16 protein-coding genes and 3 tRNA genes are annotated in these 23,736 nt (G+C 68.7%); 11 read left to right on the forward strand and 8 right to left on the reverse strand.

Annotation, left to right across the window (positions count from 1 at the left end; all coding sequences use genetic code 11):
- Positions 1-31: 31 nt before the first annotated feature.
- Together DFO65_RS15230 and DFO65_RS15240 are read right to left on the reverse strand one after the other, a co-directional pair.
- Positions 32-895 (reverse strand): hypothetical protein, encoded by an 864-nt coding sequence (locus tag DFO65_RS15230; protein ID WP_113905304.1) that lies wholly within the window; start codon positions 893-895, stop codon positions 32-34.
- A gap of 500 nt (positions 896-1,395) precedes the next feature.
- Positions 1,396-4,209 (reverse strand): aminotransferase class I/II-fold pyridoxal phosphate-dependent enzyme, encoded by a 2,814-nt coding sequence (locus tag DFO65_RS15240; RefSeq protein ID WP_113905305.1) that lies wholly within the window; start codon positions 4,207-4,209, stop codon positions 1,396-1,398.
- Positions 4,210-4,368: 159 nt separating this feature from the next.
- Here DFO65_RS15240 and DFO65_RS15245 point away from each other — a divergent pair, with 159 nt between their 5' ends.
- A complete protein-coding gene (locus DFO65_RS15245; protein ID WP_113905306.1) occupies positions 4,369-6,522 on the forward strand; it encodes a thiamine pyrophosphate-dependent enzyme in 2,154 nt (717 codons plus the stop codon).
- A 319-nt stretch (positions 6,523-6,841) separates the two neighbouring features.
- Entirely contained in the window at positions 6,842-8,473 is a 1,632-nt protein-coding gene (locus DFO65_RS15250) for an amidohydrolase (RefSeq protein WP_113905307.1), read from the forward strand.
- A 115-nt stretch (positions 8,474-8,588) separates the two neighbouring features.
- On the opposite strand, the gene DFO65_RS15255 is transcribed toward DFO65_RS15250, so the two are convergent.
- On the reverse strand, positions 8,589-9,947 hold the full coding sequence (locus DFO65_RS15255) for an aspartate aminotransferase family protein (protein ID WP_113905308.1): 1,359 nt from the start codon (positions 9,945-9,947) through the stop codon (positions 8,589-8,591).
- A 137-nt stretch (positions 9,948-10,084) separates the two neighbouring features.
- Between DFO65_RS15255 and DFO65_RS15260 the strand changes: the two genes are divergently transcribed.
- Positions 10,085-10,696 (forward strand): YigZ family protein, encoded by a 612-nt coding sequence (locus DFO65_RS15260; protein WP_113905309.1) that lies wholly within the window; start codon positions 10,085-10,087, stop codon positions 10,694-10,696.
- A gap of 43 nt (positions 10,697-10,739) precedes the next feature.
- On the opposite strand, the gene ybaK is transcribed toward DFO65_RS15260, so the two are convergent.
- Positions 10,740-11,240 (reverse strand): Cys-tRNA(Pro) deacylase, encoded by a 501-nt coding sequence (gene ybaK / locus DFO65_RS15265; RefSeq protein WP_113905310.1) that lies wholly within the window; start codon positions 11,238-11,240, stop codon positions 10,740-10,742.
- A gap of 495 nt (positions 11,241-11,735) precedes the next feature.
- The gene (locus DFO65_RS15270) at positions 11,736-12,083 is read right to left on the reverse strand and encodes a metallopeptidase family protein (RefSeq protein WP_113905311.1); all 348 of its coding nucleotides are present in this window, start codon (positions 12,081-12,083) and stop codon (positions 11,736-11,738) included.
- Positions 12,084-12,427: 344 nt separating this feature from the next.
- Here DFO65_RS15270 and DFO65_RS15275 point away from each other — a divergent pair.
- The 5 genes from DFO65_RS15275 (at position 12,428) to DFO65_RS15295 (ending at position 15,494) form a co-directional block, all read left to right on the forward strand.
- A tRNA-Glu gene (locus tag DFO65_RS15275) sits at positions 12,428-12,500 on the forward strand.
- Between the two features lie 37 nt (positions 12,501-12,537).
- Positions 12,538-12,611 (forward strand) — tRNA-Asp (locus DFO65_RS15280).
- A gap of 68 nt (positions 12,612-12,679) precedes the next feature.
- A tRNA-Phe gene (locus DFO65_RS15285) sits at positions 12,680-12,755 on the forward strand.
- Positions 12,756-13,327: 572 nt separating this feature from the next.
- Positions 13,328-13,714 (forward strand): hypothetical protein, encoded by a 387-nt coding sequence (locus DFO65_RS15290; RefSeq protein ID WP_113905312.1) that lies wholly within the window; start codon positions 13,328-13,330, stop codon positions 13,712-13,714.
- 337 nt (positions 13,715-14,051) lie between these two features.
- Positions 14,052-15,494, forward strand: a complete 1,443-nt coding sequence (locus DFO65_RS15295) for a C45 family autoproteolytic acyltransferase/hydrolase (protein WP_113905313.1) — start codon at positions 14,052-14,054, stop codon at positions 15,492-15,494.
- Between the two features lie 155 nt (positions 15,495-15,649).
- On the opposite strand, the gene DFO65_RS15300 is transcribed toward DFO65_RS15295, so the two are convergent.
- Positions 15,650-16,822 (reverse strand): acyl-CoA dehydrogenase family protein, encoded by a 1,173-nt coding sequence (locus DFO65_RS15300; protein ID WP_113905314.1) that lies wholly within the window; start codon positions 16,820-16,822, stop codon positions 15,650-15,652.
- Between the two features lie 273 nt (positions 16,823-17,095).
- Between DFO65_RS15300 and DFO65_RS15305 the strand changes: the two genes are divergently transcribed.
- The 3 genes from DFO65_RS15305 to DFO65_RS15315 all read left to right on the forward strand — a co-directional run bounded on the left by DFO65_RS15305 (position 17,096) and on the right by DFO65_RS15315 (position 19,854).
- Positions 17,096-17,983 (forward strand): LysR family transcriptional regulator, encoded by an 888-nt coding sequence (locus DFO65_RS15305; RefSeq protein WP_113905315.1) that lies wholly within the window; start codon positions 17,096-17,098, stop codon positions 17,981-17,983.
- 141 nt (positions 17,984-18,124) lie between these two features.
- Positions 18,125-19,132, forward strand: a complete 1,008-nt coding sequence (locus DFO65_RS15310) for a proline racemase family protein (RefSeq protein WP_113905316.1) — start codon at positions 18,125-18,127, stop codon at positions 19,130-19,132.
- Between the two features lie 35 nt (positions 19,133-19,167).
- The gene (locus DFO65_RS15315) at positions 19,168-19,854 is read left to right on the forward strand and encodes a GntR family transcriptional regulator (protein ID WP_113905317.1); all 687 of its coding nucleotides are present in this window, start codon (positions 19,168-19,170) and stop codon (positions 19,852-19,854) included.
- Positions 19,855-19,938: 84 nt separating this feature from the next.
- Here the strand turns inward: DFO65_RS15315 and DFO65_RS15320 are convergent, their stop codons facing one another.
- Positions 19,939-21,456 carry a catalase gene (locus tag DFO65_RS15320; protein ID WP_113905318.1) on the reverse strand — a complete coding sequence of 506 codons (1,518 nt, stop codon included), beginning with the start codon at positions 21,454-21,456 and terminating at the stop codon, positions 19,939-19,941.
- A gap of 179 nt (positions 21,457-21,635) precedes the next feature.
- Positions 21,636-23,150 (reverse strand): hypothetical protein, encoded by a 1,515-nt coding sequence (locus DFO65_RS15325; RefSeq protein ID WP_113905319.1) that lies wholly within the window; start codon positions 23,148-23,150, stop codon positions 21,636-21,638.
- Between the last annotated feature and the right edge of the window lie 586 nt (positions 23,151-23,736).

The raw sequence follows: 23,736 nt of genomic DNA on the forward strand, positions 1-23,736 counted from the left end.
GCAACGCTCGTATGGAGTGGGGCCGCGACGTTCAGGCCGTTCGGCGTTCTGTCGAACTTCTCGCGTTGCCGGCCGCATCTTCTCGCTCGAGCGACTCCAAGGCTGATCTGATCCTCAAGAACTCTCGGGTTCGGAACAGATCCGCCCAGACCAGATCGAAGACCAGCAGGCCGGCATTCCGCAATCTCATGTGGCGTTGGTGGTTCTCCTTGCTCGCCCGGTCGGGACCGTCGTCGTTCAGGTAGTACTTTCCGACCCCGTGCACCTCGACGACGAGGGGCAGCCTCTTGTGCCGGAAGTCATTGCGGGCGATCCAGTTGCCCCGCTCGTCGTAGCTGTCGACCTGAGGAATCATGCCGTCGATGCCATGCCTGTGGAAATTCACAGCACACAGTGCCTCGCCCGCCGATTCATGACGCGGATCGGCGAGATCCATGGCCCTCCGGGCCTCCGCCGCACCTGAGCGACCGTGCCGGATGCCGGCCTCCAACGTTCGCGACGAGACCAGACCTGATCGCAGCGCTGTGGAGATGAGGGGCACCGACGCTTCGATCGGATAGTCGTGGGCGATGTCGAGCAGTGTGCGCTCGACTGTTGTCACCGGCAGATCCCGGATCTGAGTCGTCTCCTCCACTGTCAGTTTTCTCGCCCGGATGTTCACCGTGGGCTTCTTCCGGTGGTGTTGAGTCCGGATCATCTCTGCATGGTCGACGACCGGAAACGGAGGGTCCAGTCCATGGATGATCGCGGCCGAGATGTGGGAGAACACCGCGTCCGGCAGAAGCTCGTTCGCATAGGAGCGAATGAGGACCTTCAGCCATTCCGTGCGATCGCGGATATCCCCGAAGACGGCAGGATAGGACGTGTCCGAATCCCGATGGATCTCGTGGAGCACGGAATGACGGGCGTTCGAACATGATGCCCATAGCACATAGCATCCGCGTCGGACTCGCCGCAGACAGCAGCTCTGCGCCTCCCCGAGCGCCGACGGCGTGAACCCCAGACTTCTCAGTTCACCCGACCGGAATACCGTCACCATTTCTTAACGATAGTATTCAAACTGCATCAAACACAAGCAAACTGTACAGTTCTCATCGGATCCTCCCCAGCTCGACTCCCCTCACTCCTCGGATTGCCAAAAGCCGTTGCCCCACTTTGTCACGAAAGCCCCGCACAGGGGTGGGGCCTGCGTGACAAAGTGGGGCAACGGCAATGGGGAACTGGGGCCGGCGCGGCGAAGTGGGGCCACGGGCGCACACGCTCGTGGCAGCGCCCGCGCACGCGCACACGCTCGTGGCAGCGCCCGCGCACGCGCACACGCTCGTGGCAGCGCCCGCGCACGCGCACACGCCAGCGCCAGTGCACGCGCCAGCGCCGGCGCCCGATCGCCCCGGCCTACTCCTTGGGGAGGATGACGCGGTAGCCCAGTCGCGGGTCGTAACCGTGGATCTCCCGGGTATCGAGGGCGGACATGAAGTCGAGCACCTCGGCGGTGATGATCTGACCGGGCACGAGCACGGGGAAGCCGGGCGGGTAGGGAGTGACGAAGCCGGCCGAGACCGGTTTGCCGCCGGCCTCCACCCGCCGGCGCAGCTCATGGGGCAGGACGTGCTCGATGCTCGAGCGGCGCAGCCCCGCGTAGTAGGCGTTGCGCAGGTCGCCGTCGGGCAGCTGCCTGCTCGGATCCGCGGCGGGCACCTCGGCGGCGTACTCCGGGGCGAAGGCGCTGAAGTCCGGCAGCGGCGGCATGGCGACCTCGGGGCGGTCCTCGATGTAGCTGTGCGAGTCGTGGAACTTGCCGGCGAGCTTGACGAGCACCTCGATGAGGTAGGCGACGGCGGACCTCGAGGTGCCGATGTTCGTCATGAACAGCACCGTGTTGCGGCTGGTCTTGTTGACCTGGATGCCGTAGCGATCCATGAGGTGCTCGTGCTTGAACGTGTCTCCGTCGACGCCCGTGCCGCTGATCTCGATCGTGATCCGGCTGGGATCGACGACGAACTCATCCTTCGTCCACGCCTCCCAGAACGTCGCCAGCCCGTCGCGCAGCGGCATCGAGCGCGCCGTCTTCCGGTACTCGGCGGGAATCAGGTCCTTGGCCGTGAGCACCCGGAAGGTCTTCTTCAGCAGCGGGTGCCGGGCCACCGCCGAGGACAGGCTGGTCGCGAGGTCCAGCTGCTTCTGGACGAGGGCGAAGCCCTCCATCTCGACCTGCCTGCGCCCGAGGTCCAGGGAGGCGAGGATCTGGTAGTTCGGCGACGTCGAGGTGTGGGTCATATACGCCTCGTGGAAGGCGTCCTCGGCTCCGGAGGAGAAGTCCTGGTCGTAGACGTGGATCATCGACCCCTGCCGCAGCGCGGTGAGCGTCTTGTGCGTCGACTGCGTGGCGTAGACCCTGATGCGCGCCGAGGGCGGGGGCAGCAGGGTCTCGGACAGCCACACCTCGTCGGGGGCGGGCTCGCCCGTCTCGGGGTCGAAGAGCCGCTTCTGCTGCCGGCGGTAGGCCGCCTCGTGGGCGTTCGACCGCAGAGTCTCCTCGAGGCGCTCCGCGGCGACCATGGCCGTGCGCTTGCGGGTGACCGGGTGGAAGCGGGCGAAGGCGAACCATGCCTCGTCCCAGAGGAAGACGAGGTCGGGCTTGATCGCCAGGCACTCCGACATCACCTTGAGCGGGTCGTAGACGATGCCGTCGAACGTGCAGTTGGTCAGGGTGATCATCCGCACCTCGTGGAGGCGGCCGGCGGCACGGTAGTCGAGGAGCAGCTGCTTGATCCGGCTCAGCGGGACCGCGCCGTAGAACGCGACGTTGTTGAGCGGGTACGCCTCGAGGTAGGCGGTGCGGGCACCGGTGAGCATGAGCGCGTGATGATGGGACTTGTGGCAGTTGCGGTCGACCAGGACGACCTCGTCGGGCGAGACGATCGCCTGGTGGACGATCTTGTTCGCCGTCGACGTCCCGTTGGTGACGAAGTAGGTGCGCTTGGCGCCGAAGGCCCGGGCGGCCAGCGACTGCGCCTTCTTCAGCGTCCGCACGGGGGCGAGCAGCGAATCGAGTTCGCCCGAGGTCGCGCTCGTCTCCGCGAGCAGCAGATTGAGTCCGTAGAAGTCGACGAAGTCGCTGATCCACTTCGATCCGACGACCGATCCGCCGCGGGACACGGGCAGGGCGTGGAAGACCCCGGCGGGTCGGCGGGCGTGCTCCTGGATCGCGGCGAAGAACGGGGTGTCGTAGAGGTGGCCGACCCGTCGGAGCAGGGACAGGTGGAGCTCGAACTGGTCCTCCCGGCGGAACACGCGGCGGAACCGGTGGGTGAGCGCTCCGGCCAGGCTCTCGATGTGGGCGCCGGCCATGAGGTAGAGGTCGAGCTCGGGGCGCAGACCGGCGAGGGTGTCGGCCAGTCGCAGCACGCGCCGCACGGAGTTGAGCGGGCTCATCGGGGTCGTCGGGGACGACATGGTGCCCTCGTGGGCCATCGCGACGGCAGCGCGCAGGTCACGGCTGAGCACCTGCCGGGTCCGGTCGGTGAAGCCGGGACGGATCACGCAGGCGAGCAGGTTCGGGTTCGTCAGGGCCGCGACCACGGCATCGTCGGCGGTCGGGACGATGACGTAGTCGTAGATGAACAGGTCGGAGGGACTGCGGAGCTTGAGCAGGTCCGCCTGCAGCTCCTCGCGACCGGACTCGGTCGTCTCGTCGACGATGAGGACCTCGAAGCGGGGACGCGGATCCTGCCGGTCGCGCTGCTCGGCCAGCTCGTCCTCAGTGAGGATCTCCTCCTTGACGTCGGGCACCGTGGTCCCGCGCAGGCGGTGGACGGCACGGGTGATGAGGTCGTGGGCCTTGTCGAATTCGCCGGTGGTGAGCAGATCCGCGATCTCGTCGACATAGCGCTGGCCGAATCCGGCCCAGTAGAGCTCGATCGTCTTCAGGGCGCGCAGCGACCGCCACACCTCGCCGTCGGCGGCGATGAAGGAGAAGTCACCGCCGGACAGGGCGAGCCGTTTGACCGCGAACTTCAGGTACTCCCAGGCGTCGGAGCGCAGCCGCCACGTGCTCGCGGGCATCCCCGGGTCCCGCTCGAGCTTCGCCTTCTGCGGTCGCGATTCGAATTTCGAACCCAAGCGCCTTCGCGGGGACCGGGCGGCAGTCGATGGGCCGGGAGCGAACAGCGTCCGCTCGGAATGGTCGTCGGCGTCGATGCCCGTCATTGGTGCCCCCTGGCTCAGATGGTGCGAACGGGTCGGGGCGCGATCGGACGGCTCCGGAATCCGTTGTGCGTGGTTCATTGTGCACAGATCATACGGCGTCCGGAGGTCGAATGCGCGACGCTGCGCCCACTTGAGACAAAAGAATGATAAGGATGGAACATGGACAGAACCGACCTGATCTCGGCACCGTCGCCGGCCTCCCGTTCAGTCGTCTCCTCCCGTTCGTCGGCCCCTGCGCAGCCACAGCCGGCTCCCTCTCCCGGCACCCGGTCGGCCGGTCATCTCATCGTCGACGAGCTCGAGGCCCACGGCGTGAAACGGGCGTACCTCGTCCCCGGGGAGTCCTACCTCGACGTCATCGACGGGCTCCATGACTCGGCGATCGTGCCGATCGTGTGCCGCCAGGAGGGCGGGGTCGGCTACATGGCGGTCGCCGAGGGCCGGATGACCGGCGTCCCGGGCATCGCGATGGTCACCCGCGGCCCCGGTGCGTCCAATGTCATGGTCGGCGTCCACACCGCCTACCAGGACGCCACACCCATGGTCGTGTTCGTCGGCCTCATCCCCACCGAGCAGCGCGGCCGTGAGGCCTTCCAGGAGTTCGACCTCTCCGGCTGGTTCTCGTCGACGACGAAGAAGGTCCTCGTCCTCGACGACCCCGACAAGGCCGCCGAGGTGGTCGTCGACGCCATGCACACCGCGGTATCCGGTCGGCCGGGACCCGTCGTCGTCGGACTTCCCGAGGAGATCCTCGTGCAGCCGAGCGCCGGCGAGGTCCTCCCTCCGCGGGCGGTGGGGGTCCCCGAGGCGAGCGCGGGGTCCCTCGTCGAGCTCGAGGCGAGGATCGACGCCGCCGACCGCCCGGTGCTCATCGTCGGCGGGGAGGACTGGTCGCCGCGGACCTCGACGGTCATCGCGCGCTGGAGCCAGCGCCTGGGCATGGCCGTGCTCGGCACGTTCCGGGCCTACGACGGCATCGACCACGCCGCTCCGAACTTCACCGGCATCCTCGGCTTCAGCGCCTCGCCGGTCGCCAAGCGCGTCTTCGACGAGGCCGACCTCCATGTCTTCCTCGGCTGCGTGCGCACGGACATCGCCACCGACGGGTTCACGATCGGCACGAGCCAGCCCACCGTCGTCATCGGCCCGGACCCGGACGCGCAGGGCCATTTCGGCCGCCTCGACCAGCACATCGTCACCTCCGTCCGCGCACTGGCCCGGAAACTCCATGAGACCGGGCGGCTGCACGAGCCCGCAAGCGCCTACACCGTGGGCGCCGACGGGTCGATCGTCGACCGTGCCGATCTCGCCGACGGTGTCGATCTTGCCGACCACGGGCCCGCTGGGCCGGTCGACGATGCCGGGGCTCACGCCGGAAGCGGGCCTGCTGACGCCGATACTGAATCCGCAGGCAAGGCGACGGCCGAGGCCGACTCCGCGGCCGCGGCTGCGGCGACTGCCGGCGCCGACAGTCCGGCACCCGCGGGCGACGTGGCCTCCATCCTCGACGACAGGGAGGCCCCGGCTCTGCCCGAATGGGTCCGGGAGGCCCGCGCCGAATTCCAGGACTGGCGGATCCCGCGCGCCGCCCGGGATGCGTCCACCACCTCGGCGAGCGCAGCCCCGGGAGCAGGCACCTCGACGCGCGCCGCCCGGGATGCGTCCACCACCTCGGCGAGCGCTGCCCCGGGAGCAGGCACCTCGGCGAGCGCCGGCTCACGGAACGCCACCTCTCCGGGAACCGCCGCCCCCGGAGCAGTCGCGGAGTACGTCGACATGGACGAGGCCTTCGTCCACGTCCGTGAGCTGCTGCCGGGAGACGCGATCATCACCTACGGGGCCGGGAACTACTCGGGCTGGGCCACCCGGTTCCTGCCGACCCATTCCTTCCCCTCCGCGCTGGGCCCGCGCAACGGGTCGATGGGGTTCGGGATCCCCGCCGCGGTGGCCGCCGGACTCGTCCACCCGGAGCGGACGATCTTCTCGATCGCCGGCGACGGCTGCTTCCTCATGAACGGTCAGGAGCTCGCGACGGCCGTGCAGTACGGCATCGATCTCACGGTCATCGTCAATGACAACTCGGTCTACGGCACGATCCGGGGGCATCAGGACCGCGACTACCCGGGACGGGCGGTGGGCACCTCGCTGCGGAACCCGGACTTCGCCGCGATGGCGCAGGCCTTCGGCGGCCTCGGGCTGCGCGTCGAGCGGACCGCCGACTTCCGCGACGCGTTCGCCGCGGCCCTCGCTCACGAGGGACTCTCGCTCGTCCACTGCATCACCGACCCCGCCATCCGCAGCTCCCGGCCGTGACGGCCCTGAAGTTCCCGGCGCCTCCGACGCCGACCCGCACCCCGACGCCGGCCGAACCGGCCTCGCACCTCGGCGCCGCGCCGGTCCTCGGCACGGCCCCGGACGGGCCCACGACGCTCCAGTCCGCGAGCGGCCGACCTCCGCCATCCCGGCACCGCTACCGACGGACCGGCCGGACCCCGCGGCCCCCGCATCTCGACGTCGCCGGAAGACCCCATTCCCCGGCTCCGACCCGGACCCCACGACCGGACCCCACGACCGGTCCTCACGACCGGACCGAGCACCGCTCCAGCCCCGCACCCCACCTGAAGGCGACTGCATGAGAATCGACGCGATCTTCACCGACCTCGACGCCCACACGCTCGACCCGGACCGTCCCCGCGCGCACCGCATCGGCGTGGTCGGGGGCCGGATCATCGGCTTCGACGAGGAGCTCGACGGCATCGCCGCCGACCGCGTCGAATCCCTCGGCGGGGCTGTCGTGCTGCCCGGCTTCAACGACGCGCACTGCCACACGACCTGGTTCGGCCTCACATTGGCCGCGGTCGACGTGACGAACCTGCCGGGTGGGCTGATCGACGTCTACTCGGCCCTCGAGCATGCGGCCGCGGCGACGCCGCCTGGGGAGTGGATCAACGCCACCGGCTTCGCCCACCGCGACTACGGAGGTGAGTACCCGGAGCTCGACCGCCTCGACGCGATCACCGGAGACAAGCCCCTGTTCATGCGCCAGACCTCGGGCCACGCCGCGATCGTCAACACCGAGGCGATGCGCCGGGCCGGGATCCTCGAGGAGGGCTTCAGCGAACCGGTCGGCGGCAGGGTCGTGCGCGACGCCGCCGGGCATCCGACCGGACTGCTCGAGGAGACGGCGCAGGAGCTCGTGCAGAACCTCATCCGCCCCTACTCGGTCGACACGATCGTCGACGCCCTCGACCTCGCGACGGCCCACTATGCGAAGGAGGGCATCACCTCGTTCGGCGAGTGCGGCATCGCCTACGGGTGGATCGGTCACTCCCCCATCGAGATCAGCGCCTACCTCCGCGCCAGGGAACAGGGGAAGCTGCGGGCCCGAGCCCAGCTCATGCCGCAGGCAGACGGTCTCCACGAGATCGCGGCCAACCGGGCCGACGGATTCGGGATCGGCCTCGACGCGGGAGTCCGCACCGGCCTCGGCGACGACCTGCTCTCCCTCGGACCGGTGAAGTTCTTCATGGACGGAGCCCTGAGCGGGGAGACCGCGGCACTGCGGGAGAACTACACGGGCAGGGACCATCCCGGATACCTCCAGGACGACGCCGAGGCGCTGCACCGGCGCATCCTCGAGACCTATGCGTCGGGGTGGTCGGTCGCCGTCCACGCGATCGGCGACGCCGCCGTCGACGCGGCGATCGCCGCGATCGTCGAGGCACAGACCCGGCACGGCAGACGCGCGGTGCCCAACCGGATCGAGCATGCCGCGCTCGTCCACGACGAGCACCTGGCCACGCTGGCCGAGCACGGCATCGCCGTGACCCCGCAGTCGTCCTTCGCCGACGGCATCGGGGACGGGATGAACGCCTCGGTCGGGCCCGAGCGCCGCCGACTCCTCTACCGCGCGAAGTCCTTCGTCGACGCCGGTGTCATGCTCGCGGGCAGCTCCGACCGACCGTGCGCCGACGGCAATGTGCTCCGCTGCATTCAGGCGTTCGTCACACGCGCCACCCGCGCCGGTGATGTCATGGGATCGGCGGACGAGTGCCTGACCCCCAACGAGGCGATCGCCGCCTACACCTCGGTCGCGGCCACCGCGTCGGGGCAGGGCGGGGCCAAGGGAACCCTGTCGCGGGGGAAGCTCGCCGACTTCGTGGCCCTGGACGCCCACCCCTCCGAGGTGGCCGCCACCGAGATCGCGCAGATCCCCGTCCAGGCGACCGTCCTCGGCGGCGAGTTCACCCACGACGCGCGGTGAGTCCCGGCTACCCGGAGCCCGCCCCCGCCAAACTCGACCCGAAGGGACAAATTCGACGTGGCGCCGCATCGAATTTGTCCGTTCGGGTCACATCGTGGGGAGGGTGACAGCGCGCTCAGCGGGTGAAGTCGAGGTCTGTGAGGACCTTGTCGTGGACATTGAGGCCCTTCTCGAGGTCCTCTTCGCTGATGTTGATCGGCGGGACGACATGGATCCGGTTGAAGTTGGCGAACGGCAGCACGCCGAGCTCCTTCATCTGCCCGAGCACGGACGCCATCTGGGGCGAGCTTCCGCCGTAGGGTGCGAGCGGTTCGCGGGTCTCCTTGTCCCAGACGAGCTCGATCGCCCAGAACATCCCGACCCCGCGGACCTCGCCGACGTGCTTGGACTTCTCCGCGATCTCACGCAGGCGCGGTCCCACGATCTCCTCGCCGAGGCGGGCCGCGTTCTCGATCATGCCCTCCTCCTCCATCGCGTTCATCGTCGCGACGGCGGCGGCGCAGGCCAGCGGATGACCCGAGTAGGTCAGCCCACCGGGGTAGGCGCTCTGGGCGAACGTGTCGTAGACGGCGTCGTTCATGATCACTCCGCCCAGGGGGACATAGCCGGAGTTGACCCCCTTGGCGAAGGTGACGATGTCGGGCACGACATCGAAGTGGTCGAAGGCGAACCAGCGGCCCGTCCGCCCGAACCCGGCCATCACCTCGTCGGCGATGTACATGATGCCGTACTTGTCGCACAGCGCCCGCACGCCCTGCAGGTACTCCTTCGACGGGACCATGATGCCGGCGGTGCCCGGGATCGTCTCGAGGACGATGGCCGCGATCGTCGGCGGGCCCTCGAGCTCGATGGTGCGCTCGAGGTGACGCAGCGCCCGCTCGGTCTCCTCCGCCTCGGTGGTGGCGTCGAACTCGGAGCGATAGAGGAACGGGCCGAAGAAGTGGACGACCCCGGAGTCGCCGCGGTCGTTGGCCCACCGACGGGGATCACCGGTGACGTTGATCGCCGTCTGGGTCCCGCCGTGGTACGAGCGGTAGCGGGAGAGGACCTTGTGCTTGCCGGTGTACAGCCGCGCCATCCGGATGGCGTGCTCGTTGGCATCGGCCCCGCCGTTGGTGAAGAACACGTGGTCGAGGCCCGCGGGGGTGCGCTCGGTGATGAGGCGGGCGGCCTCGGAGCGGGCGGCGTTGACGTGGGCGGGGCTGATCGTGCACAGGAGGTCGGCCTGGTCCTTGATCGCCTGGACGACCTTCGGATGCTGATGGCCGATGTTGGTGTTGACCAGCTGGGAGGAGAAGTCGAGGAACTCCTGGCCCTCACCGTCGTAGACGTGGGAGCCCGAAGCGCGGGACATCGTCATCGGGTCGAGCTTCGCCTGCGCCGACCACGAGTGGAAGACATGGGCCCGGTCGAGCTCATAGGCTCGAGCGGATTCGTCCTTGATCGCTGCGAGCTCAGCATCCGTGAAGTGCATGGCGGCCATCCTTTCGCCGGCGGAGAGATGATCGACGAGCGCCTGCGGCGCTTCTCAGGCTCATCGTACGCCAGGACGGACCGCTGTCGAGGGGCACGCACCGCCCGTGACCTGGGCTCGTTCGATAGGGTGAGGGCATGCCGTACCGGACCATCGCAGACGCCGCCGAGGCGGAGATCGAGATCAGGAGATCGCGCTTCCTCGGCTTCGTCGCCCCCGTGTCCGATGAGGACGAGGCCCGCGAGGTCATCGCCGCCCGCCGCGCCGCCCATCCCAAGGCCCGCCACCACTGCACGGCGTTCGTGCTCGACCCCGACTCCCGCACCCGACGGTTCAGCGATGACGGCGAGCCGGCGGGCACCGCGGGCGCCCCGATCCTCGATGTGCTCACCGGGCACGAGCTCACCTTCGTCGTCGCGGTCGTCACCCGGTACTTCGGCGGGACCCTGCTGGGCGCGGGCGGGCTCGTGCGCGCGTACGGGCAGGCCGCCTCGGCGGCGGTGGATCTCGTCCGCATCGTCACGAGGCACGAGCTCGTCCCGGTCAGCGCGCTCCTGGATTACGCCCAGGCCAATGCGGTGGAACGGTCAGCCGGGAACCGGGGATGGGGGTGTCGGGCGGAGTACGGCGCCGAGGTGACCGTCGATGTCCTGGTACCCGTCGCCGAGGTGGATGCCGCCCTGGCGATGTTCGCCGACCTCACCGCGGGACGAGCAGAGCCGACCGTCGGCGGCGTCGAGTGGTGCTGACGGCCGGAGAGCAGCGCTGACCGTCAGTGATCAGTGCTGACGGTCAGTCGAGCGCGGCGATCTTCGCGACCTGCGCATTGGTGAGCATGACGAGGTCCTCGGGGCGGATCTCGATCTCCAGGCCCCGACGGCCGGCGGAGACGAAGACGGAGGAGTGCTCGAGCGCGGTGCGGTCGACGACCACCGGAGCGGCATGGCGCTGGCCGAAGGGCGAGACGCCGCCGACCGGGTATCCGGTGCGCCGCTCGGTCTCGGCGACCCCGGCCAGCTGGGCCTTCTTGGCGTTGCGCGCGGAGGCGAGGGCTTTGAGGTCGAGCTGACCGGACACGGGAACCAGCGCCGTCACCGGTTCGCCGTCGACCTGGATCATCAGGGTCTTGAAGACCCGGTCGGAGCCGACTCCGAGCTTGTCCGCCGCCTCGGATCCGTAGCGGCGGGTGCTGGGATCATGGTCGAAACCGTGCAGGGAGTAGTCGATCCCCGCCAGGTTGAGAACACGCACCGCCGGGGTGGCTGCGCCGGTCGTTCTGGATGCGACTGTCATAAAGGGGTCGTGCCTCCTGTCCGCACTCAGCGGCCGCGGTGCGCCGAGACGAGCACCTGCGACCGAGCTTCGATACGGACGGAACGTAGTTTCGAATGCTATGGATACCCAGCCACAATAGGCGAAATGTGATGAGGAACGCCAATCTTCCCGCCCGAGAGTCGACCGTTCGGTAACGCGGATGTCGCGACATCGCCGAGGCTGGACCCGGTGATCGCGTGCCGCTCGCTCCCGGTGTCATCCTCCCAGGTCGCACTGCCCCCGGCCCGGCGTGCGGGCGGTCGTCGCCGCGACGCCGCCGAGGAGGGGCGGGCACACCCCGACGATTCGCGCCGCCCGGAACGTGCGACGGGCGGGCGCCGGATGACGTTCACGTCCCTTGCCAGATGACTGGACGCCGGAGATCCGCGCCCGCGGGTGTTCGAGGACGCCGCGGCGCCGTGGATCGAGAGCCTGGGACGGCAGTCGGTCGGGGATCGGGCAGGGACGTCCGGATCAGCCCCACCCGATCTCGTGGAGGCGTTCGTCGTCGATGCCGTAGAAGTGGGCGATCTCGTGGACGATCGTGATGACGATCTCCCGTCTGAGGTGCTCGCGGTCGTCGGCGAAGGAGATGAGGTTGTCCCGGTAGAGGAAGATCGCGTCGGGCAGTTCGAATCCCGCCTGGCCGCGCTCCCCCACCGGAGTGCCTTCGTACAGGCCGAGCAGCGTGGTGTCACCGTTCTCGGGCTTGTCCTCGACGAAGAGGGCGACGTTGTCGAGCTCGTCGGTGACGCCGGCGGGGAGGTCGTCGAGCGCCTCCTCGAGGATCGCCTCGAACTCGTCTTCACTGAGGTGCTCCATGCCGCCACTCTATCGGGCGACCCGCCGCCCCTCCGGGCGAAGGGGCGAGTTCGCTGCACGAGCTGCCGGCATGCGCGCCCGGTGCGAGCTCTCGACGGAACGAGGCGAGCACGCACCGCGCGATCACCTCGCCTCACGAACGCGCAGGAGAATGTCGCAACGCTTGGGGAAGGGACCGGGAACGGTCGCAGCACCTCGGCGTGCCCCCCGATTCCCGGGGCTCGGGGCTCCCGCCTCCCCGCCCAAGAACTGTGACGGAGGACACCTGCTCTCGCTTTGCATTCTCCGAAACGGTTGGGATAAGCTTAACGTCGTTGCCCACGGGGAATCCGAGAGCAAACTAGGCCCCCATCGTCTAGAGGCCTAGGACACCGCCCTTTCACGGCGGCGACACGGGTTCGAATCCCGTTGGGGGTACGGTGTAGGATCGAGAGGTCCGACACCACAACAGCAAGGCCCTGTGGCGCAGTTGGTTAGCGCGCCGCCCTGTCACGGCGGAGGTCGCGGGTTCGAGTCCCGTCAGGGTCGCGGAGCATAAGGCTCTTCTTCGGAAGAGCCTTTGTTTCTCTCGGCATACTTCGGTATGTCGGCGACCAGGCTCTGTAGCTCAGTTGGTAGAGCGTTCGACTGAAAATCGAAAGGTCACCGGATCGACGCCGGTCGGAGCCACCAGAACGACGAACCCCCGCGGACTCCGCGGGGGGTTCGTCGCGTTCCGGGCTGGTGTGGGCAGGACCCGCGCGGACCCCGCCCTCCGGCGGAACCTCCGCGCTTCAGCCCGAACCCATCATCGTTGAGCCAAGCGCCCAGACAAGCTCCTCGTCGAGCCGAGCGCCGACTTCACCCACTCAGGCCCCTCGGCCCGGTCAGTGTGCATCCGAGTTCCGCTGACCCCGATTGTCAGGGAGGAGAGCGTCGAATTCCCACTGCGTTCTCGAACATTTCCTCCCTGACGATGTCGACGATCGACGTCCCACCACCCCACCCCGTGTCAGCCCCCGTCGACTCACCCGACAGACGGCGGCCCGTCCGGTCGACCCGCACCCGGCGGACCGTCCCGCCCCGATTCGGTCGACGAGAGTGGCCGTGGGGACCCGAGCGGGATCGCTGCGGGCGGTGCGGATTCGCGAGCCATGGTGAGGCACATGCGACCTGTCGGATGCCGCTCCCGCGTGCGAGAATGAGGAACCGACCAGAGTCGAGCGGCAGTTCGGCACCGATCGATCACGAGCAGAGGAGTGACCATGAGCGAGAACCCCGACGATCCGATGGATGTGCAGGACAACCCCGACGCCGAGCCCTATGTGGAGCCGGGAGCCGAAGGACCGGTGGGAACCGGAGTCGAAGGCGCCGACGACGCCCTCCTCGAGGACACCGACTGGGACCAGGGCGATCGCGAGATGTTCGACGACAACGCCCCGGAGATGCCGACCGAGCTGTCCATGGACGAGACCCCGGCCGCCGAGCAGGGCAACCGCGTCGGTGACGAGATGGCCGCCGAGGGCCTCGACGATGCCGAGGTCGCAGAGCTCTCCGGCGACGATGCCAACATCGAGGCCCTTGCCGACGACGGCGTCGAGCAGGTCGACGTCATCGACGGCATGCCTGAGGTCATCGACGACAACTACTGACCCAGTCCACCGACGATTCCCGAGGGCCCGCACATCGCGTGCGGGCCCTCGTCCTTTCCCGGTCCCGCTCGACCGACGCCCGCACGGAGGCGACCAGGCCGACCCCGCACACGCCGACTCCGCCCGCACCGAGGCGAACAGGCCGACCCCGCCCACGCCGACTCCGCCGGCGCCGATTCGTCGACCGGCCGAGACCGTCACACACCCCTGCCGCTGCGCGCCAGAGCGCGGGAGACCACCCTGCTCGGACCACTCCTCCACAGCGGAGAGCAGCGTCCCGCAACCACTCTGTCAATATTTTCTTGACACCCACGAAGCGTCAACCTAACCTTGACGCATGACTTCATTCACGTTCTACTCAATCACCGAAGAGCGCCCCTCGACCCGCTGGAAGGCGCTGTTCGACAGCGTCTGGCCCGCCTACCGCGCCTGGTACCTGCGCGACGGCGACCGGGCACGGCCCGACCTGCGCACCGCGGAGAGCCGCCTGCGCGAGCACATGCCCGAACTCGTCCCCACGTGGCGTCGCCTCGTCGACCTCGCCGGCGGCGATGAGACGGCAGCCCGGATGCTCACTCTGTGGAATCCGCCCCGCTTCCTGCCCGGCTGCTCCCAGGTCGCCCTCAGCACGCCCGAACCCGCCCTGCTGCGCAACTACGACTATGGCCTCGAGCTGTTCGAGCGCGTCCACAGCTCGACCCGCTACGGCGCGCGGCGCGTCATCGGCACCTCGGACTGCCTCTGGGGCCTCCTCGACGGGATGAACGAAGACGGGTTGGCGGTGTCGCTCGCCTTCGGCGGACGACCGGGCGACGGCGACGGATTCGCCGCTCCCCTCGTCGTGCGCTTCCTCCTCGAGGTCGCCGGAGACGTCCCGGAGGCCCTGCGGCGGCTCGAGACGATCCCGGTCTCGATGTACTACAACCTCACCCTGGTCGATGCGAAAGGGACGGCAGTGACCGCCTACGTCGGACCCGGAATGACCCCGGAGGTCTGCGAGGACCCGGTCGCGACGAACCATCGCGGACGCCTCCCGGAATTCCCCGATCACGCCCGGCGCTTCCGCAGCGTCGAACGGCAGGATCAGCTCACCGAGGCCGTGGAACGAGGATGCGATGTGACCGCAATGGCCGAGGAGATGCTCAGCCCCGGAGTCTTCAGCGACGACTACGACAACGCCTTCGGCACCCTGTACACTGCCGTCTACCGGCCCCTGCGCGGCGAGGTCGAATACCGCTGGCGCTCGCGAAGCTGGACCCGCAGCCTCACCTCTACCGAGGAGATGATCATCGTGACCCTCGACGACCCCACGCCCGAACCCATCGACCTGAGCCGCGGGAAGGGGGCGTCCTCGACCTCGGATGCGACACCTCCGGCGGAACGCGCAGACGGTGACACTGCATCCAGACCATCCTCCGGTCCGACCGATCCGACCACCGATCCGACCGGCACAGCCTCCGCTGCGACCGGCACGACCGCCGGGTTGCCCAGCACGACCTCCGGTCCGACCGGATCGCACAGCACGACCGCTGGCTCAACGGCCACCGACCCTGCCGGAGCCGGCACCGTCGCCCAGCTCGCCGCCACCGCGCGCCGCGCGGTCAACGACCTCGCGCACTCGCCGGATCCCGCCGCGTTCTCCGCGCTCATCGACCTCTCCAGCGAGGTCGGCGAGGCGCTCGGCACCAGTGCCCGCCTGCTCGCGGAGCAGAACTCATGGGCACGGGTGGCCGAGATCGCCGAAGTCAGCCGGCAGGCCGCCTGGCAGCGCTGGCGCTGAGTATTACAGCGCCGGCGCTGAGTCGCAGAGCCGGCGATCGCCGGTCATCCGACCGCAGGCTCCCGGCGCACCTTCCGTCGCGCTGAGCCGCAGGACCGGCAGTCTCCCTTCAACCGCCGCCCGCCTGATCACGCGGGACCCCGGCACACCGCCGGTCAGCGGAAGGCCTGCTCCCCGGTGATGTGCCGGCCGAGGATGAGCGTGTGGACCTCGTCGGTGCCCTCATAGGTGCGCACGGACTCGAGGTTGTTCGCGTGCCGCAGGGGTGAGTAGTCGAGCGTGATCCCGTTGCCGCCGAGCATCGTGCGGGCCTCCCGGCAGATCGCGATCGCCTCCCGGCAGTTGTTGAGCTTGCCCACCGAGATCTGGACCGGATCGAGAGCGCCCGCGTCCTTGAGCCGTCCCGTCCGCTCGGCGATGAGGATGCCCTTCTGGATCTCGAGGGCCATGGTCACGAGCTTCTCCTGACTGAGCTGGTAGGCGGCCAGCGGCTTGTCGAACTGCATCCGCTCCTGCGAGTACCTCAGCGCCGCCTCGAAGGCATCACGAGCGGCGCCCATCGCTCCCCACATGATCCCGTACCGGGCCTCGTTGAGGCAGGAGAACGGACCCTTCAGTCCCATCGCACCCGGGAGGAGAGCCTCGGCGGGAAGAACCACCTCGTCGAGGGTGATGTCGCATTGGATGGAGGCCCGCATCGACAGCTTCGGCGCGATGGGAGTCGCGGTGAAGCCCGGGCTGTCGGTGGGCACGAGGAACCCGCGGATCCCCTCGTCCGTCGCCGCCCAGATGACGGCGATGTGCGCGATCGAGGCGAGCCCGATCCACCTCTTCTGCCCCGTCAGCGTCCACGAGCCGTCGGCATTGCGACGGGCGTTCGTCGCCATCGATGAGGGATCGGATCCGGCGGTCGGCTCCGTGAGCCCGAAGCAGCCGATGATCTCGCCCGCGGCCATGCCCGGCAGATACTCGTTCTTCTGCTCCTCGGAGCCGAACTTGTGGATCGCCGACATCGCCAGCGAACCCTGGACGGACACGAAGGTGCGCAGTCCGGAGTCACCGGCCTCGAGCTCGAGCGCGGCGAGACCGTACTCGACGGCAGAGCGACCCGGACAGCCGTAGCCCTCGAGGTGCATGCCGAGGAGGCCGAGCTCCCCCATCTCGGGGACGATGTCGACGGGGAAGACCGCATTCTCGTACCATTCGGCGATGTTCGGACGGATCCTGGCGTCGACGAAGGCCCGGACCTCGTCGCGGAGCCGCAGTTCGGTCTCCGAGAAGAGTCCCTCGAGGTCGAGGAGGTCGGAAGGGCTGCCTGTCGTCGTCATCGCTGTGCTCCTGTCGGTGCGCTCTCGCGCGGGGTGGTCATGGTGTTCGCGCGGGGTGGTCATGGTGTTCGCGCGGGGTGGTCAATGGTGTTCACGGGAGGATGGTCATGGTGCTCGCGCCGAGGCGACGCGACTCTCGTGCGCGGAGCGACGAGGCGCTCGTGCGCCGCTGTCTGTCCGCCCGTTCAGCATCCCACCGAGGATTGCCTCGAGTCCAATGCCCAATCCCTCAGCCATTGATATGGTGCACTTATCAATAAAGGAGGGAGGCCCGTGGATCTGCGCCAGTTCTCCGCGTTCATCGCCGTCGCCGAGGAGCTCCACTTCGGCCGCGCGGCCGAGAAGCTCCACGTCACTCAGCCGGCACTGAGTCAGATGATCCGCTCCCTCGAGAGGGAGCTGGGAGTGATGCTCTTCGAGCGCACGACCCGACGGGTGCGGCTCACGGCCTCCGGAGAAGCGCTGCTCGAACCCTCGCGGTCGATCCAGACCCAGCTCGAGGGCGCCAAGCGGATCGCCCGGGCGGCCCAGCAGGGGGTCGTGGGGAGGGTGCGGTTCGGCTTCGGCGGGTCGAGCGGCTACTCGATCCTCTCCCTCGTCGCCCGGGAGGTCGCCCGCCGCCAACCCGGCATCGAGCTCGTCCTCCGACCGCAGACGTACTCCGGTGAGGCGGCGACGGCGGTGCGCGACGGCCTGCTCGACCTCGGTGTCATCAGCCCGCCCGCCCCGGCCGGCATCGACGTCCACGTCATCCGGCAGGAGCGGGTCATGCTCGCCGTCCCCGCCGACCATGAACTCGCCGGCCGCGCCGAGGTGGGGGTCGCCGAACTCCGTGAGCAGCCGTTCATCTCCTACGCCCCCTCGCACGGCTCTCAGGTCAGGGAGGCGCTCATGCGCCTGTCCGATGAGGCAGGATTCCTCCCCCGCATCGTCCAGGAGGCCCCGGATCCCTACAGTCTGCTCGCGCTCGTCGGCGCGACGGTGGGCATCGCCGTCGTCGTCGAGTCCTCGCACCACATCCGCATGGACGGCGTGTCCTACGTCCGCCTCGCCGAGGGAGGGAACGCGTTCCCCCTGGCCATCGGCTGGCGCCGGAACAATCCGTCGACCGCGCTCAGCCGCGTCGTCGAGATTCTCCGCGACGTGCTGCCGACCGCCTGAGTCCCGTCGGATTCGCAGGCCCCACTCCGCGGGCTCCCTGCTATTCTGTGCAATGTCACACATCGTCCCGACGATGCTTCAGGGGCAGGCCTGCACCGCGCCGGCTCGTCACCGTCCGCACTGTCCAGCGAAGGAGCTCCCGTGCGCACCTCCCGCGTCTTCCATGCCGTCGACTCCCACACCGAGGGAATGCCCACCCTGGTCATCACCGGCGGAGTCGGGGTGCTGCCCGGGGCGACGATGGCCGAGCGCCGGACCTGGTTCCTCGAGAACTCCGATCACATCCGCACCCTGCTCATGACCGAGCCGCGCGGCCACTCCTCGATGAGCGGGGCCATCCTGCAGCCGCCGACGAGGGACGACGCCGACTGGGGCGTCCTCTTCATCGAGGTCTCCGGCTGCCTGCCGATGTGCGGCCACGGCACGATCGGGGTCGCCACCGTGCTCGTCGAGACCGGGATGGTCGAGGTCCAGGAGCCGGTGACGACGGTCCGCCTCGACACTCCGGCCGGACTCGTCATCGCCTCGGTGTCGGTGACCGACGGCCACGCCGAGTCCGTGACGATCACGAACGTCCCGTCCTTCACCGACCGCCTCGGCGCCGAGGTGGAGGTGCCCGGGCTCGGGACCGTCACCTACGACCTCGCCTTCGGAGGGAACTTCTACGCGATCGTCGACCTCGACTCCCTCGGCATCGAGTTCCGCGAGGACCGGGCGAACCGCGGCGAGCTCCTCGACGCGGGGCTCGCGATCATGGGGGCGATCAACGCCCACGACGAACCCGTCCACCCGGAGCGCGCGGACATCAGGGGCACCCGTCATGTCTACCTCACGGCACCGGGGTCGAGCGCTCAGCGCTCCCGCCATGCCATGGCCATCCATCCCGGCTGGTTCGACCGCTCCCCGTGCGGGACGGGGACGAGCGCCCGGATGGCGGCGCTGCACGCGCGCGGCGAGCTCGGCCTGGAGACCGATTTCGTCAACGAGTCCTACATCGGCTCCCGCTTCATCGGCCGCCTCATCGGGGAGACGACCGTGGGCGGGCGCCCGGCGGTGATCCCGACCGTGACGGGCCGGGCCTGGGTGACGGGGACCGCGCAGTACTTCCTCGACCCGAGCGACCCGTTTCCCGCCGGCTTCCTCGTCTGAGTATCCTGACTGAGCATCGACGAAAGGACACCGACGTGGCGACCCTCAGTCCCCTCAATCGACCGCGGAACCTGCGCGAGACCGTGCTCGACACGCTGCGGTCCGCGATCATCACCGGGGAGCTGGCCGAGGGCGAGCTCGTCTCCGCGCCGACGCTCGGCGAGCAGCTCGGGGTCTCGGCGACCCCGGTGCGCGAGGCGATGATGGACCTCTCCCGCGAGGGCCTCGTCGAGACGGTGAAGAACAAGGGCTTCCGCATCACGGCGATGTCGGAGAAGGACCTCGACGACCTCACCGCGATCCGCCTGCTGCTCGAACCGCCCGCGATGCGCCTCGTCGCCGGCAATATCCCCGACGAGGCGTTCGACCGGCTGACGTCGATCGCCGACGCCTGCCTGGGAGGGGCCGACGAGCAGAACCTCACCGAGTACCTCAGGCATGACCGCGACTTCCACGCCCTCCTCCTGTCCTTCGCCGGCAATCGCCAGCTCACCGATCTCGCGACGTCCCTGCGCTCCCGGACCCGGCTCTACGGCATCGCGGCACTGGCCCGCGACGGGAAGCTGTCCGCCTCGGCGAAGGAGCATCACGAGCTCATCGCCGTGCTCCGCTCCGGTGACGGTCCCGGCGCCGAGGCGCTCCTCGCCCGACACATCGGCCACGCTCGTTCGACGTGGGCCACGGGCGAGGACGCCGAGCACGATCCGACCCCTGCGTCATGAGAGAGCGGCCCGGCACCGCGGAATGCGGTGCCGGGCCGCTTCGCCGAGGCGGACCCGGGCGACGGGGGCGTCACGGACGAGGGATCAGGGGTTGATCTCGTTCTCGTAGTCACGACCGGCGGACGTGCCCTTGACCTTGTCCTCGATCGCCTGTCCGACCTCGGCGTCGATCTTCTTCCAGTACTCGAACACCCGGGAGAGCACCGGTTCGGTCACCTCTCCCTTGACGGCACCGGCCACGGTCTCGATGAGACCCTGCCGCTCCTCCTCGGAGTAGACCTCGCGGACCAGGGTGTGGGCCTGACCGAAGTCGTCGTCCTCCTCGTGGAGGGTGTAGGCGCTGCGCACGAGCTCACCGTCGGCCTCCCAGCGGTTGGCGACGGGTCCCTGCGTGTCTTGGAAGGCACGGCCGAAGGAGTTCGGAGCGTAGACCGGAGCATCACCCGAATGGTGGTACTCCATGAACCCCTCCTTGTCGTACGAGTTCGTCTTCACCACGGGTGCGTTGACCGGCAGCTGGTTGAAGTTCGTCCCGATCCGGTGCCGCTGCGCATCCGGGTAGGAGAACACGCGGGCCAGGAGCATCTTGTCGGGAGAGACCCCGATGCCGGGCACGGTGTTCGAGGGGCTGAAGGCCGCCTGCTCGATCTGCGCGAAGTGGTTGGACGGGTTCCGGTTGAGGGTGAACCGACCGACCTTGTGCAGCGGGTAGTCCTTGTGCGACCAGGTCTTCGTCAGGTCGAACGGGTTGAACCGGTACTTCTTCGCGTCCTCGTAGGGCATGATCTGGACGCTGAAGGTCCATGACGGGAAGTTCCCGCCCTCGATCGCCTCGAACAGGTCGCGACGGTGGATGTCGGCATCGCTTCCGGCGAGCTTCGCGGCCTCCTCGTTCGTCATGTTCTCGACACCCTGGTCGGTGTGGAAGTGGTACTGGACCCAGAACCGTTCGCCGGCGCCGTTGACCCACATGTAGGTGTGCGAGGAGTACCCGTTCATGTTCCGCCACGTGCGCGGCAGTCCGCGCGGTCCCATGAGGTAGGAGACCTGGTGGGCCGACTCGGGTGAGAGGGTCCAGAAGTCCCACTGCATGAGGTTGCTGCGCAGACCGGAGGCGGGCGAGCGCTTCTGCGAGTGGATGAAGTCGGGGAACTTCATCGGATCGCGGACGAAGAAGATGGGCGTGTTGTTGCCCACCATGTCGTAGTTGCCGTCCTCGGTGTAGAACTTCAGCGCGAATCCGCGCACGTCGCGCCACGAGTCCGGGGACCCGAGCTCACCGGCGACGGTGGAGAAGCGGGCGAGCATCGGCGTCTTCGCTCCGGGCTGGAGGAACTTCGCGCTCGTGTAGCTCGAGACGTCCTCGAGGACCTCGAACTCGCCGAAGGCGCCCGAGCCCTTCGCGTGCGGGCTGCGCTCGGGCACTCGTTCGCGGTCGAAGCGGGCGAGCTTCTCGACGAGGGCGACATCATGGAGGAGCAGCGGCCCGTCGGGACCGACGCTGAGGGAATGGGCGTCCGATTCCCTCGGGGCACCGGACTCCGTGGTCGAGGGCAGCTGTCCGTCGAACCCCGCGAACTGATGATCTGAGTGCTTCGTCATTGGTTCTCCTTCGATCAAGTGCGTGGACCCAGCGGGCCGCTGGGCCCTCGCCGTCGAATGAGAGCTTCGCGTGCTCACTCGACGGCTGTGGAGCTGTTCTCCAGAAGGGACGGGTGGCAGGTTTCGGAGCCGTTCACCACGCTAGCCATCCGCACCCGAAGCGGCAAGGTAGCCTCACCTCATCCGGCGGCGACGCTGCCGGAGCCGCCGGCGGAGCTCGATCCGGAGCTCGACGACCCCGATCCGCTGCTCGTTCCCGAGCCGCTCGAACCGCTGCCCGATGAGCTCGTCCCCGAACCGCTCGTGTCGGCGGAGCTCGAGGACGACCCGGACGAGCTCGAGCCGTCCGCGGTGCCCGACTGCGCGGAATCGCTCGTCGAGGAGCTCGACGAGGTGGTCGAGCCCGAGGAGTCCGAGGTGCTGCTCGTGCCCTCGGACGAGGTGTTCGCCGTGTCGGTGGTCTGGTTCGTGCTCGACTGGCTGTCCGTGCTCGTGCCGGATTCGGAGTTGCTCGCCGAGGTGGACTCCTGACTGCCGCTGCTCGTTCCCTGCTGGGAGGAATCGCTGCCGCTCTGCGATCCGCCGCTGCTCGTCGATCCGGAGTCCGAGCCGCTCGACCCGCCCGAGTCGCCGGTGTCCCCCGTGTCCTCGGACGAGGTGCCCGTGACCGAGTTCGAGATCTGGGAGGTGCCCGGGGAGATGTCTGCCTCGGTGAAGGACTCGGCGGCGACGACGATGCCCAGGCCGACGCAGAACGTCGCGGCGCCGATCGCCACCGGGTAGAGCACGCGCTTGCGACGCAGCTTCTGCAGCCAGGTCCTGGGCTCCTTGTCCTCAGCGACGTCGGCGGACTCGTCCGCCGCAGTTCCGTCGACCCCTGTGCCGTCGACCGCTGTTCCGCCGCGCCCGGCGGAGTCGGAACCCGCGGGGTTCGGGCCGTCGGGGACGGCACCGAAAGCGCGAGTGGTCGGCACATCTCCGGCCTTCGCGTCCTTCACCTCGGTGCCGGGCCTGCGGAACGCGGTGCCGCGCAGGAGCGAGGCCAGGGGTTTGCCGTCCTTGACGTTCGCCGGTGCGACCTTGACCGCGGGCGCGAGCTTGCTGCCGACGTCCTTGACCTTCTCCTTGCCCTTGTCGAGGCTCTTGCTGTAGATGGTCACCGCGACGGCGGTGATGACGCTCGCCGCGGCGGCGCCGACGACCGTTCCCGCGACACCGAGCTGACCGCCGATGACCGACGATGTCGCCGCGGCGCCGGCACCGGCGAGCAGCTGGGTGATCGAGAGCCCGCTCTCGCTCTTCTCCTTCTTCTCCTTGCCGTCGTCCTCGCCGTCCCTGTCCGCAGCGGCGACGTCTTCCTCACCCCGGGCAGGGCTTCCCGTGCCTGCGGTCCGCCGCTCGGGGGTCTCGGGATTGATTCTCGTGCCCTGGGCAGAACGCTGGGCGACGACGGTGTCCGAGATGCCGGGGATCTCCCGCTCCCGCTGGATCGGGTTCGGGGGAAGCACGGGAGTGGTCGAATGGGTGTGGGCGGCCGCCAGCTCCTCGGTGATCAGCGGCAGCGCCTGCGAGGGCCGGAGCGCACCCTCGATCTGGGCGGTGTCGCGCGTTCCGGACCCCCGATCATGCGTTCCGGTCGGCCGTTCGCGCGCCTCGGCGCTGCCGGCTTCCGGGCGCCCGACTTTGGACGACAATGACTGTGCTGAATTCTCATGTTCCGACGCCAATGATCCTCCAAAAACCTCTGACTGACTCCAGTATCCTCAGCCGGTTTTCGGGTTGCCTGACCGCACCCTCGGTAGTCTGGGAAAGCGCTGACAGAGCAGCCGCAGCGCACCCGTACCACCTGGGGCAACGAAGCGAACTTCCACTACCGGCACAGTCGGCTCTCATGGATCCCTCAGGTGCGGCCCGGACTGGTCGGGAGGAAATCGAGCGGTGTTGGAGAAGGACCAGATGGTCATCGAGAAGAAGGGCGATGGTACCTGCGGTCAGGTGCGCACTTGGGTGAGCCTCCTCGGCGACCCCAAAGGCACCGCCTTGGGCGCGTCCAAACTCTCAGCACCGGCCCGAGATGGATCTGGAAAAGTTCGTCAGTTCCACCGACACGATTTTTCTCGTCTCTCGAGAAAGTGGAGGATCAGCACGCACCATCCTGAAATTCAGCCGCCACGGACATTTCTGCCGTCACCTCGTCTCGAGGGACCGAATCGGCGCTGTCGGGATCAGTGGTCACCGCATGGTCGGTGCGGATGCCGGTCAAGCGTTCGGGCAGCAGAA

It is taken from the genome of Brevibacterium sanguinis (assembly GCF_003315415.1).
GTDB classification, from domain to species: Bacteria; Actinomycetota; Actinomycetes; order Actinomycetales; family Brevibacteriaceae; genus Brevibacterium; species Brevibacterium celere_A.